At 64.5% G+C, this 12,329-nt stretch carries 12 protein-coding genes; 3 read left to right on the top strand and 9 right to left on the bottom strand.

Annotation, left to right across the window (positions count from 1 at the left end):
- Nucleotides 1-20: 20 nt before the first annotated feature.
- From EPO41_RS01685 to EPO41_RS01645, 9 genes are all read right to left on the bottom strand, one after another.
- On the bottom strand, nucleotides 21-1,247 hold the full coding sequence (locus EPO41_RS01685) for an ABC transporter substrate-binding protein (protein ID WP_296319581.1): 1,227 nt from the start codon (nucleotides 1,245-1,247) through the stop codon (nucleotides 21-23).
- Nucleotides 1,248-1,308: 61 nt separating this feature from the next.
- Complete coding sequence (locus tag EPO41_RS01680) at nucleotides 1,309-2,367, bottom strand: branched-chain amino acid ABC transporter permease (RefSeq protein ID WP_296319579.1); 1,059 nt, start codon at nucleotides 2,365-2,367, stop codon at nucleotides 1,309-1,311.
- A gap of 3 nt (nucleotides 2,368-2,370) precedes the next feature.
- Nucleotides 2,371-3,255 (bottom strand): branched-chain amino acid ABC transporter permease, encoded by an 885-nt coding sequence (locus EPO41_RS01675; protein WP_296319577.1) that lies wholly within the window; start codon nucleotides 3,253-3,255, stop codon nucleotides 2,371-2,373.
- On the bottom strand, nucleotides 3,252-5,252 hold the full coding sequence (locus tag EPO41_RS01670) for an AMP-binding protein (RefSeq protein WP_296319575.1): 2,001 nt from the start codon (nucleotides 5,250-5,252) through the stop codon (nucleotides 3,252-3,254). The genes EPO41_RS01675 and EPO41_RS01670 overlap by 4 nt, the downstream gene beginning before the upstream one ends.
- Nucleotides 5,249-6,079 carry an ABC transporter ATP-binding protein gene (locus EPO41_RS01665; RefSeq protein WP_296319573.1) on the bottom strand — a complete coding sequence of 277 codons (831 nt, stop codon included), beginning with the start codon at nucleotides 6,077-6,079 and terminating at the stop codon, nucleotides 5,249-5,251. The genes EPO41_RS01670 and EPO41_RS01665 overlap by 4 nt, the downstream gene beginning before the upstream one ends.
- Before the next feature lie 21 nt (nucleotides 6,080-6,100).
- Entirely contained in the window at nucleotides 6,101-6,427 is a 327-nt protein-coding gene (locus tag EPO41_RS01660) for a hypothetical protein (RefSeq protein WP_296319571.1), read from the bottom strand.
- Nucleotides 6,428-6,544: 117 nt separating this feature from the next.
- Complete coding sequence (locus EPO41_RS01655) at nucleotides 6,545-7,339, bottom strand: SDR family NAD(P)-dependent oxidoreductase (protein WP_296319569.1); 795 nt, start codon at nucleotides 7,337-7,339, stop codon at nucleotides 6,545-6,547.
- 128 nt (nucleotides 7,340-7,467) lie between these two features.
- Nucleotides 7,468-8,253, bottom strand: a complete 786-nt coding sequence (locus tag EPO41_RS01650; RefSeq protein WP_296319567.1) for an enoyl-CoA hydratase-related protein — start codon at nucleotides 8,251-8,253, stop codon at nucleotides 7,468-7,470.
- 69 nt (nucleotides 8,254-8,322) lie between these two features.
- Entirely contained in the window at nucleotides 8,323-9,555 is a 1,233-nt protein-coding gene (locus EPO41_RS01645) for a cytochrome P450 (RefSeq protein WP_296319565.1), read from the bottom strand.
- 228 nt (nucleotides 9,556-9,783) lie between these two features.
- Here EPO41_RS01645 and EPO41_RS01640 point away from each other — a divergent pair, with 228 nt between their 5' ends.
- The 3 genes from EPO41_RS01640 (at nucleotide 9,784) to EPO41_RS01630 (ending at nucleotide 12,205) form a co-directional block, all read left to right on the top strand.
- Nucleotides 9,784-10,119 (top strand): Rieske 2Fe-2S domain-containing protein, encoded by a 336-nt coding sequence (locus tag EPO41_RS01640; RefSeq protein WP_296319563.1) that lies wholly within the window; start codon nucleotides 9,784-9,786, stop codon nucleotides 10,117-10,119.
- 81 nt (nucleotides 10,120-10,200) lie between these two features.
- Nucleotides 10,201-11,292, top strand: coding sequence for a 2Fe-2S iron-sulfur cluster binding domain-containing protein (locus EPO41_RS01635; protein WP_296319561.1), 1,092 nt, complete (start codon nucleotides 10,201-10,203; stop codon nucleotides 11,290-11,292).
- Nucleotides 11,293-11,365: 73 nt separating this feature from the next.
- Nucleotides 11,366-12,205: an IclR family transcriptional regulator C-terminal domain-containing protein gene (locus tag EPO41_RS01630; RefSeq protein WP_296319559.1), complete on the top strand. Its 840-nt coding sequence runs from the start codon at nucleotides 11,366-11,368 to the stop codon at nucleotides 12,203-12,205.
- The last annotated feature ends 124 nt before the right edge of the window (nucleotides 12,206-12,329 follow it).

Genomic DNA, 12,329 nt, shown 5'->3' with positions numbered 1-12,329 from the left:
ACCCCCGGCCGCCCGCCGTCCTACCACTTCTTGATCTCGGGAACCGGTACGGCCCCGTCGAGCACCGTGAAGGCGCCGTCCTTGACCGTCGCGCAGTAGCCAATCAGCCCCCTGAGCGGGAAGGAGGAATCGTTGTTCATCGCCATGTCGCCGGTGAACCCATGCATGTCGGCGGCAGGAACGGTGTAGTGGAGGATCAACTCGCGCATCTTCTCACCAGTGAGCCCATCGGCCCCGTACCGGCTGATCGCCTCTCCCATAATATTGACGACGAAGAGGCCCTGGCTGATGCCCAGGATCGTCGAACTGTTCCAATTGGCCTTGAGCCCGTAGGAACTCTTGAGTTTGTCATAGAAGGCCGCCGCCTCGGTCCCTTTCACCGGGGCGGCCACGGCGGCACATTCGAAGGTATTGTTCAGCTTCTCCATCCCGCCGATCGCGGCGCCTGCCGCCGTCAGCCCGTTGTGGGCCCCCAGCACTAGCGGCACATTGGAACCCACGTTGTCGAGCGCGCGCTTGACCGCGACCGACCCGGCGGTGTTGGTCATGACGATGATCGCGTCGATCCCCTTGCCCACCGCGGCGAAGACGTCGGTGCTGAGGTCGGTCGGCTGCGGCGTCGTCCAGATCACGTTGACGACCTTGAGCTTGTCGGGGTTGCCGGCGGCAAAGGACTTGATCCCGTTCACAGTGTCCACCCAAGCCGGCGCCGCCTCGGAGGCGACCACGACCACCTTTAGCGGCCTGGTCAGTCCCTCAGCCTTGCGCCGCCACTCGACGTACATCGCCGCCTCATGGGCCAGCGTCGGGCGCAGGTTGAACGACCAGGGGTTCTTGGCCCAAGTGAAGCCGTAGCCGCCCGTGGGCGAGACCATCGGCACCTTGTCCTCGGCCAGGCGTGTCTTCAGCGCCGCGTAGTCGGCCCCGCCCATCCCGAAGACCATGACCGGCTTGAACTCGCTCAGCATGCCCGGCCAGAGGCTGGCCACCTGTGCCGGGTCATAGCGCCCGTCCAAGCCCTTGTAGCCAAGCTTGACGCCCAGTTCCTTGCCCTTGGTGGCGTTCCACCATTCGATCACCGCGACGCGGCCGCCCTCCCAGCCGGGCATGATGTCGGCATAGGGACCGGAATAATCGGCCCAGCCCGGCACCATGATCTTGGTCTCGGCCCGTGCCGGCAGGGCCGCGGCCCCGCTGAAAAGCGCTGCGGCGAGCCCCGCCGCCAGCTTCAGTTTCGCAATTCCCACGAGTTACTCCTTTGTCATATTGGCTGTCCGGAGTCCCGCCGGACGCGGGGGCAACCCCTCGTCAGAAGGGATACGGCCAGATACGGTAGGACGACTTGATTGTGTTCCAGCGGTGCATCAGCCCCTTCGGCTCAATCAGCAGCGAGGCCGCGATCAGAATGCCCAGCACCATGTTGTAGCTGGCGAAAATCAGTTCGCCCCCAAGCGAGGGCACAGCTTCGGCCACGATCGGGGCCACCGAGGTGATGCCCTCCTGGATTGCCCGCACCACCACCACGCCGATCAGCGCCCCGGTGATCGAGCCCATGCCGCCCACGATAATCATGCCGATCATCCAGATCGAATTGAACAACGTGAACTGATCGACCGAGATGTAGCGCAGGTAATAGGCCCAGAGCGCCCCGGCCACGCCCGCGAAGAACGAACCGATGAGGAAAGCGTTGACCTTAGTGCCCACCACATCAACCCCCATAATGCCGGCGGCGGTATCCTCGTCGCGGACGGCGACTAGATTGCGCCCATGGCGGCCCCGCACGATGCTAAAACCACCGTATGTCATCAGGACCAGCACCGCGAGGTTAAGCAGGTAGAGACTCGACTCGGAGTTGAACTGGAATCCGAACAGCGAGGCCGGCGCCAGCGCCAGACCCTTGGCGCCGCCGGCCCATTCCGAAGGCAGGTTGATGACCACGAAGTGGAACACGAATTGCGCCGCGAGCGTGGTCAGCGCGAGGTAGAAGCCCTTAATCCGGGCCGCGACCACCCCGAAGAGATAGCCGAAGACCGCCGAGGCCAACCCCGCGAGCGGGATCACCAGAATGAAGCCGAGCCCGCTGAAGTTGGCCAGCACCCCGCTGGCATAGGCCCCCACCCCCATGAAGGCGGCCTGGCCGAGGTTAACCTGTCCAGCATAGCCGAGGTTGATCTGCAGCCCCAGCACAGCAACAGCCATGATCATCGAGGTATTCATAATCGCCAGCATCCGCGGGCTGAAGTACCAAGGCCCAAGGATCAGCAGCAGGATGAACAGCAGTAGGCAGACGAGCTGCGACCTGCTGCGCACCAAGCCCATGTCCTGTCGGTAGGACAGCGGGAAGACTCCCGCAGGATTGCGAAACATGAGTCAGATTCTCTCGATGGTCTTCCAGCCGAAGAAGCCGGAGGGACGGAAAGTCAGGATGAGCAACATCAGCAGATAGGGCAGGACCGAAGCAAAGTTGGCCCCGATCAGCGGGTCGAGGTAGCCGGCGGTCAGCCGCTCGGCCATGCCGATCAGGACCCCAGCCAGCAGCATCCCCGTGATCGCCTCGAGCCCGGCGAGAAGCGCCACCGGGATCGCGATGAAGCCGATCCCCGAGGCCAGAAAGTTGATCGAATTGCCGTTCATCGCGACGACGGCGCCGATCGTGGCCAGCACCATCCCGAGTGTCCAAGCGATCTGTGAGGCGCGACGCACCGAAATGCCGAGATCCATCGCAGTGCGGTGATTCTCGGCCACCGCGGTCAGGCTGAGGCCGGTGCGGGTACGATTGAACAAGTAACTGAGGCCGAAGGCGATCAACACTGTAAGGATGCCGCCATAGAGCAGCGGACGCATCACCAGCACGCCGGAGACGATGATCGGCTTGGTAGGAAAGATCGCCGGGAACGACCGCACGTGGGCCCCGAAGACCACCAGCACGAAGCCCCGCATGAAGATCAGCAGCGCGATCGACATCATCACCATGGCGAAGACCTGCTCGCCGATGAGACGCCTGAAAAAGATGCGCTCGATTAGCCATCCCGAGGCGACCGCAAGGACCAGCGAGAGCGGCAGCGCGAAGTAAAGCGGCAGCGCCGTTCCGGTGACCACCAGCCAGACCAGGAAGCCGCCGAGCACGACGAGTTCGCCCTGGGCAATATTAAATACCTTGCTCGAGCGATAGATGACGCTGAAGCCGATGGCGACCAGGGCATAGAGCAGTCCCTGCAGAGCGCCGTTGATTACGAGGGTTAGAAATAGCGTCATCTTGCGATGATCCTCTGAGTTTTCGCGGCCCTGGCCATGGGATGGACGCGCACGTGGCACCCGTCCGTGGCCACTACGGTCATGATCGGCACGTCGGCATGTAGGATCCCGCTGCCCCCGCCCTGATAGGAGATCGGGATCGAGGTGCTGACCATCTCGACTCCCTCGGTATAAAGCCCAGAGATGATGTCCTTGTAGCGGCTTTCGATGAATCCGCGCTTGAGCTTGCGCGACCGCGTCAGCTCGCCGTCGTCGGGGTCGATGTTCTTGGGGAAGTTGGCGAAGCGCACAATCCGCGACTTGGGCGGCAGCACCCCGTTCATCTTGCGGATGGCCTCGGCCACCAGTTCGTAAATCTCGGACCGCTTGGACAGGTCAGCGAAGTTGGCGAAGCCGATGTTGCGCCGTTCAGCCCACGAGGAACACATCTCCTCGTCGATGTTAATCAGCGCGGTGACGAAGCCGTGCCGCTCGTCGCCGATTACCATCACGTCCTTGATGAACGGGCTCGAGCGCAGCCGCATCTCGATGAACTGCGGTGGGTAGCGGTGGCCGTCGCCAAGTACCCGCATGTCCGAGACCCGCTCAAGGAAGATGATCTCGCCGTCCTTTGTCACGCTCACCGCGTCGCCGGTCGCATACCAGCCGTCCTTGAATCGCTCGGCGGTCGAATTCTCCTTGTTGTGGTAGCCGGCGAAGCCCGCCCCACCGCGCAGCATCAGCTCGTCGCTGTCGCCGAGCTTCCATTCCAATGGCGGGCCGAGGTCGGGGTCGCCCACGAGAAATCGGCCCACCGTCTCGACGTTGAAGACGTCGCCCTGATGCAGCGTGACCGGCCCGTATTCCGAGGTGCCGTACATGTTGCGCAGCGGCACGCCGAGCGCGTGGAACAGCCGGAAGATCTCGGGCGCCATCGCGGTTCCGGCCGACATCGCCCATTTCACCCTGCTGAGGCCGAGGTTCTCGCGGATGTGCCAGAGCACCGCTGCCTGGGCGAGCGGATGCAGGAGCCGCACCCAGAGCGGCAGTCGCCGCCCATCCAGCCGCGCCATCGCCCGGGCCATGCCGACGGCCAGCGCCTTGCGGTAGAGCCACTGCCGGACCGGCCCCGCGTCGAGCATGCGCGACTCAAGCCCCGAGGCCAGCCCCTCCCATTGGCGGGGACTGAACACGATGACCTCCACCGCCAGTTCGCGCGTATCATGGCGTATCGTCTCGGGCTGTTCCGGGAAGTTCACGACCAGCGGCACCGACATGCCAAGCACCACGGCCGAGATCTGCTCAAGCGCCCAGGCCAGCGGGATCTGGCTGAGGTATTGCGCGCCCGGCCGGATCTTGAAGCCGTTGTTAAGCCGCGCGGCATTGTCGAAGATGTAGCGATGAGTCAGGATCACGCCCTTAGGGGCGCCTGTGGTGCCGGAGGTGTAGCAAAGCGTCGCGGTGTCATCGAGCTGGCCGGAATCGACGCGCGCCTCGGCTTCTCCCGGATGGCTCTTGCGCCGTTCGCGTCCCGTGTCCTGCACGCTCCGGTAGGTGTGCAGCATTTTGTTGTCATAGAACCACAGACCCCGCTCGTCCCAGTAGATAACCGCCCGGATGCCGGGGCATTCGGGCAGGATCTCGAGCGCCTTGTCCACCTGCTCCTGATCCTGGGCGAGGAGGTATCTCGCCTCGGAATCTTGAAGGATATACTTGATCTCGGCGGGGGTCGAATCGGGGTAGATCGAGACCGCCCGCCCCGCCGCGGCCTGCGCCGCGACCTGGCCCCAGAAATGCTCGGGCTCGTTCTCGCCGATCATCGCCACGGTCTCGCGCGGCTGAAGTCCCATGGCGATCAAGCCCGAGGCCAGCGCCAGCACCTCGTCGGCAACGCGCGCCCAAGAGAACTCCACCCAGACTCCCAGCCGCTTGTGGCGCTGGGCCACCATGTCGGGGGTGCGCCTCGCGCGATCCAGCAGGAGTTGCGGGATGGTTTCGGACTTCACCGGCTTCATCATGCTGCGCCGCCCGCCCTATAGGAACCACCGAGGTAGGCCCTGATGACGTCCTGGTTGGTCTGGATCTCGGCCGGCTTGCCATGGGCCAGCACCTGGCCGAAGTTCAGCACGTAGATTCGGTCGGCGAGGTCCATGACGACCGACATGTCATGCTCGACCATGACGATCGGGATCTTCCACAACTCACGGATGTCCACGAGAAAGCGCGCCAGATCCTCCTTTTCCTCGCCGTTCATGCCTGCCATGGGCTCGTCCACCAGCAGGATCTTCGGCTCGAGCGCCAGCGCCCGGCCGAGGTCTACCCGCTTGCGCAGCCCGTAGCCCAGCGTCCCCACCGGCTGGTGGCGGACGAGGCCGAGGTCGAGAAAGTCGGCGATCTCCTCGGCCTTGGCCCGCAGCGCCATCTCCTCGCGCCACGTGAGGACGTGGTAGAAGAACGACTCGAACAGCGTGCTGCGGGCGTTGAACCCGCAGCCGAGCATGATGTTCTCGATCACCGAAAGCGTGGACAGGACATGAATGCCCTGGAAGGTTCGCACCATACCGGCCTTGGCGATCCGGTGCGGCGCCATGCCAAGGATCGATTCGCCGAAGAGCGTGATCTCGCCGTCCTGCGGGCGATAGAAGCCCGAGAGGCTGTTCAGGAGCGAGGTTTTGCCCGCCCCGTTCGGCCCTATCACGGCCACCATCTCGTCCTGGCCGACGTGCATGGACGCGTCCGACAGCGCCCGGACGCCGCCGAAGCGCAGGTTGACTCCCTTCACGTCGAGGATCGGGGCCGTCGGGTGCACCTGTCTCAGCGTACCGGCAGTCTCTGGTCTGTTCATGGGATGCCCTGTCGGTTCCGGTCAGGTTACGAAATCGGCACGGCCATTGTTGGTCACCAGGGGTTCGCGCTCGATCGCGCGGACGCGGAACGAGGCGATGCCGAGGGCATTGTCCCAAGCCTCGGCGCGCTGCGCCTCGCCCGGACAGAAGCGCATGTCCGGCCGCTGCGGACAGGCCGAATCGTTGCCGCGGAACATACGCAGGATCGAATGGTCGGCGATTCCGTAGCTCGTTAACCCATGTAGGATCGGAATCCTCGACCTCCCGGGGCGGGTCTTCTCGACCGGGATCAGACTGACGCCCTTGCCGCCCGCAGCCGGATCTGTTTTGCAGGCGACGATCATCACGTACGCCCCCTGCGCGTTGGTAATGAAGACCTTCTGGCCGCTATCACTCTGGGTATCATGTTGGCAGGACCTTCATGGTTCGTGAGTGGCGCCCCGCCTGCCGAGGCGCCCCTTCGTTCACAGGCAGCGCGCGATCAGCCCACCATCTACTGGGATTTCTGCCGCAGTGATGTACGAGGACTCGTCCGAGGCGAGGAATAGCGCCAGATTGGCCGTCTCCCAGCCGGTGCCCATCCGCCGGAGTGGGATCTGCTTGGTGTAGCCGGCATAGATCGCGTCGATGTCGCGGCCCGCTGCCACGATCCCGCCACGGGCAAGCGGCGTGTCCATCATCCCCACGAGGATCGTATTGGCGCGGATACCCTTTGGCCCGAAATCCACCGCGATCGAACGCGTAAGCACGTTCACCGCCGCCTTGCTCGCGTCATATGCCGTGTAGGAGAAGCCGAGGTAGCGCACGGAGGCGATGGTCGAGATGTTGATGATCGAGCCACCGCCCTGCGCCACCATGTGTGGGATCACCTTCTGGCAGCTCAGCATCAGTCCGCGCGAATTGACCGCGAAGGACTGCTCCCAAGTCGCCTCGGTGACCTTGAGCGCGTTGCCGAGGCCGACGATGCCGACGTTGTTGTGCAGCACGTCTATCCGGCCCCAAGTGTCGATGGTTTTATGGACCACAGCATCCACGTCGGCGGCCACCGAGATGTCGGCCACCGCCTCGATGCACTCGCCCCCCTCCTCGCGGATCACGCGCGCGGTCTCCGCCGCGGCTGCCGCGTCGCGGTCCACCGCCACCACCCTGGCACCCTCGCGCGCGAAGAGCGCCGCCGTCGCCTTGCCGTTGCCCCAGCCGGGGCCGATCGACCCTGCGCCCATTACGAGCGCGATCTTGCCTTCCAGTCGCCTTGCCACTTGCCTGTTCCCCTGTCTTTCCGCGCGGTCCTGCAGCCGAACACCCGCACCGCGGCTGGCAGCCGGTCCGCCTCCCGATTGGACGAATTGACTCGGCCGCGCCGGCCCCTTCCAGATGGTTGCCCGCGCTACTTTCGGAAGCGGCGGAAGTCCGGCTTGCGCTTCTGCATGAACGCACCCGCGCCCTCGGTCATCTCCTCGCCGCCAGCCAGACGCAGCAGCGTCTGTTGGGCATGGGCCATGGCCGGGGTCAGCATGTCCCACCAGACGTTCGATGTGACTTTCGACAGTTCCAAGTAGGCCGGGCTCTTGTCGAGCAGTTCCTCGCACCAGCGGATCACCTCGGCGCGCAGTTCCGAGGCGGGAACGACCTTGTTGATCCAGCCCATCTCCAGCGCTTCCTGCGCTGTGTACTGGCGGCACATGTAGCAGACCTCGCGCGCCTTCTTCTCACCGACGGTCATGGCGAGCAGGTTCGTCGCTCCATAGACGGGCGAGGAGCCGATCCGCGGCCCGGTCTGGCCAAAGCGCGCCTCCTCCGAGGCGATGGCCAGGTCGGAGCAAATCACCAGCTCGTTGCCGCCCCCGACCGCAAAGCCGTTGACCATCGCGATCACCGGCTGTGGAATGTGGCGCATCAGGCTGAGCGTGCGCCCCGCCGAGGCGAAGAGTTGGCGCGCCTTGGTCACGCTGAAGTTCGCCAGATCGGCGAGGTAGCCTCCGGCGGAGAAGGCCTTGCCCGCGCCCGTCAGGACCACGACCCCCACCGTCGGGTCGAAGCCGAAGGCTTCGAAGGCGTCTCCCATTTCTCGGATCGTCGCGTGGTCGAAGGCGTTGTAGCGCTCAGGATGGTTGATCGTGATCCAGCCGATCGCGTCGGTCTTCTCCACGACGATGTGCTTGTATTCCGTCATTTTCGCCTCAGATTGCAAAGATATGGCTCAACCGCCCCAGGGGGAATCCTGGGGATACTATGTCTCGCGTTACCCGGCCGCGATAGCGCGGGGGTTGCGCAGCTCGAGCGAACTCACCCCGCGCACGACATAGGCCTCGCGCCATGGGGGCGGCGTGTCGGTTAGCTGCACGCCGCTGTAACGCTTGAGGAATTCAGTGATCGCGATGCGACCCTCGAGCCGGGCCAGCGGCGCGCCGAGGCATAGGTGGACACCGTAGCCGAAGTGCAGAGATCCCTTCGGCTTGCGCGTGACGTCGAGCTTATCGGGCTCGGCGAAGACCGAAGGATCGCGGTTCGTCGCCAGGATCATGCAGAAAAGACGGTCGCCCTGCTTGATCTGCTGGCCGCCGATCTCGGTGTCGACCATCGACACCCGGACCAGGCAGGCCGCTGGATTGTCGAATCGCAGCAGTTCCTCGATGGCGTTGTCGACGTATTCGGGATGCTCCCTGAGTACCTTGATCTGGTCAGGGTTACGCAAGAGGTTGTAGATGCCGGTTCCGATCAGGTCGGTTGTCGTCTCATGGCCAGCGAAGATCAGAATCGTGCAGGTCTGCAGATACTGCTCGTCGGTGAAAGGCTCGGGCAGTTTCTCACTGTAATTGATCATACACGAGATCACATCCGTACCACGGTTCTTCTTACGGTCCTCGATGACCGCCGCGAAATACTTGCGCATTTCGCGGATCGCCTCGGTCGAGCGCTCGGCGCGCTTGGGGTCAAGCCGTGCCCCGCCGATAAAGGCGGCCAATTCGTCCGACCAGTGCTTGATCATCTCGGCGTGCTCGGGCGGCAGGCCGAACATCGCCACGATTACCGCCGTCGGCAGCGGCACAGCGTAGTCGTCGAGGAGGTTGAAGCGCTCGCGACCCTCGAGATCGTCGAGCAACTTGTTCACCTTCTCGCGGACGAAGCTCTCCATTCCCGGGATCGCCGGCAGGAAGGCCTGATTCAGCACCATCCGCACCTTGGTATGCGGCGGCTTGTCGAGGAACACGACCCATTCGGTGACCGATTCGCCGACCTCGGCCAGTTCGTTCATGCCCTGCCTGCGCATGTAGTCGAGGAAGGGCCGGATGCGCGAGTTCGAAAAGTCGTTGGCCCGGCCGAGGATATTCTTCACATCCGCATGGCGCGTCACCACCCAGCCCTTCACCTGGTCGTCCCAGTAGACCGGCCTCTCCTCGCGGAGCTGCTTCAGGGTGGGATAGGGGTTCGCCAAGTATCCTGGATCGAATAGATCGACGTTGGTTTCGTGCATCACTTTTCCTCCATAGAAAATTCAGTCCTTGATTGAGATAATTCTTGCCTAGGCCTTAGAGTTTGGTCAACTTATTTTTCGCGGCGGCCGGCTATTCCGCGAGTCCGCCGGCCCCGGTTCCCTGACCGGAGTCCGCGTCGCGCTGCGGCGGGGATACAGGCGGCGGCGGTGTAGGGCGTGAAACGATCGTGAGGGCCCTGACCGGCCCGGATGGAGGAACGAAAAGAGATGACGTGGAAGCTGATCGAAGGCGCCGACAACGTGCTAGAGAACGACATGAAGGAATTCGAGGTCGATGGCGTCGGCATCCTGATCGCGCGTAACGCGACGGGCTATTTCGCCTATCCCGCGCTCTGCCCGCACATGGAGGCGCAGCTCGCCTTCGGCACCTGCGACGGCAAGCTCATCACCTGCATGCAGCACCTGTGGCAGTGGGATATGGAGACCGGCGACCCTGTCGGAATGGCCGAGGAGCCGATCAAGACTTACCGGACGAAGCATGAGAACGGGCAAGTCTACATCTGGTTCGAGGAGGAGCTGAAATACGCCTACATGGAAGAGTGATCTCGAAGCCGGGGTGCGCCACAGGCGGCTCCAGGGAGGTCTCAGGCGGACGCCGCCGGTCGGGCCGGGGAGGACATGCGAATGCAGACTAGCGCGGCAGAGCGGCGGGTAGTGCCCATCACTGTGAAGGGGCGCAGAGGCACCGCCGCATTCGAGGCGTCTCCCGGCGAGACATTGCTCGAGGCGGCGCTGCGCCAAGGTGCGGACGTGCCCTATAGCTGCGGCTCGGGAAGCTGCGGTCTGTGCAAGGCCAGGGTCACCTCGGGCAGCGTCGAGAAGCTCTGGCCCGAGGCCCCAGGCTACGGACGCAAGCCGAAGAACGACGAGGCGCTACTCTGCCAGTGCGCGGCCGCTGAGCCGGGCGAGGGCGGCACGCTGGAACTGGCGCTGAACGGCGCCAGCGCCGCACTTTGTCCGCCCGAGACCTGCCCCCGGCGGTTCGGAGCCCGCATCCTGCGGGCCGAGCCCATCGGGGACGGGCTGCTGGAGATCGAATTCATGCTCGACCGACCGATCCGCTACGCCGCGGGACAGTTCGGGCTGTTCTATTTCCCCGGCATCGCCGGCGGCCGCGCTTTCAGCTTCGCGGCGCCGCCCCCGGCCGAGGGAACCAACCACGTGCTGCTCGTGGTCAAGCGCAAGCCCGGCGGCCCCGCGACGGAGCGGCTCTTCGCGCCCGATGCGGTGGGCAGCCGGCTAGAGATGTTCGGGCCGTTGGGCCACACGACCTTCGCCCCCGCACGCGAGGAGGACCTGCTCTGCGTGGCCGGTGGCTCGGGCCTCTCGCTCGGCCTCTCGATCATGGGCGCGGCGGCACTGGCGGGCCATTTCCTCGGCCACCGCGGTACGCTGGTGATTGGCATGCGCCGGTCCACCGACCTCGCAAGCCTCGCCCCGCTCGGCGCCATCGCCGAGACCGCAGGCCCCGGGCTGCGCGTCTTGGTCGCGCTCTCGGACGAGGGCGCGGCGCCACCCGCAGACTGGGAGGTGCCGGGGGTCAAGGTGGTCGCGGGCTTTGCCCATGACGTTATGCGCGGCGTTATGGCGGGGGATTATGCAGGCCACGTAGCCTATGTCGCGGGTCCGCCGCCGATGATCCAGGCGGTGCAAAGGGTGCTGCTGCTCGAGGGCAGGCTGCCCGCTGGAGATATCCGCTGCGACACCTTTTACTGAGGCGGCGCTGATTGATACCCTTCCGGCAGGGACTTAGGGCCGACGCGTGGTGTCCAGAACGGTAGAAACGATCATGCTCGAACCCGAACCCCTCGATCCCGAGAACAAGTCTGCTACCTCCTCGCGCCAAGCCGGGAAAGGCTCCGTGAAGCTTCTCGTGGGCAAGCCGGTGGGTGCCGTCGTCAGTGCAGTGCGGATCCTGCGCCTGCTGGCCAAGACCACGGGCGCCATCCGCGGCAGCCGTATCGCTAAGGAACTTGGGCTAAACATCAGCACCTGCTTCAACATCCTCCAGACTCTCGCGGCCGAGAACCTCGTGCGCTACGACCCCGAGACCAAACGCTACCGCCTGGGTTTTGGCCTGCTCGACCTAGCCTCAAGCAACGCGATCATGGGAGGCGACCTCTCGGACATCCGCCTCGCGATGCAGGAAGTATCCGACGCGCACGATGTCACGATGTCGCTGTGGCGGCGGGTGTCCGAGATACGCATGCTGCTGATCATGGCCACCTCCAGCGCCCGCCAGACGCGGGTACACATGGCGATAGGCCAGCGCCTACCCCTGCTCGTTGGCTCGACCGGGCGGGCCATGGCGGCCATGCTCGCCCTCGGCAAGGATGAGATCCGCCACTACTTCAACGAGATCCGCTGGATCCGCCCGCTAAACTTCGAGACCTATTATCAGGAGGTTCTAATAGGTCGCGAGCGGGGCTGGACATTGGACACCGGGGATTTCGTCAACGGCCTTCACTCGATCTCGGCTGCCGTGACCGACGAGAGAGGTGCGCCGCTTCTAGTCTGCACAGCGACGCTCTTCTCGGGCCAGTACAGTGACGAACGCGGCGAGCAGATTGGCAGGGCGCTGGTTGAGATGGCCCGGCGGGTCCGGCCACTGGCGCAGGGGCTAGAATAACGCCGCGGGTCCGCAGGGCTCCCGGCGCGCAGCGATCACAGACATGGGATGGTGCACCGAAGAAACTACGACAGAGCGAAGCCTTCGCGGCAACGTCGTGGTGGTCGGGATCGGGGGGGGGGGG

The organism is Reyranella sp., from assembly GCF_004297265.1.
Taxonomy (GTDB): domain Bacteria; phylum Pseudomonadota; class Alphaproteobacteria; order Reyranellales; family Reyranellaceae; genus Reyranella.
This window is presented reverse-complemented; position numbering and strand designations above follow the sequence as displayed.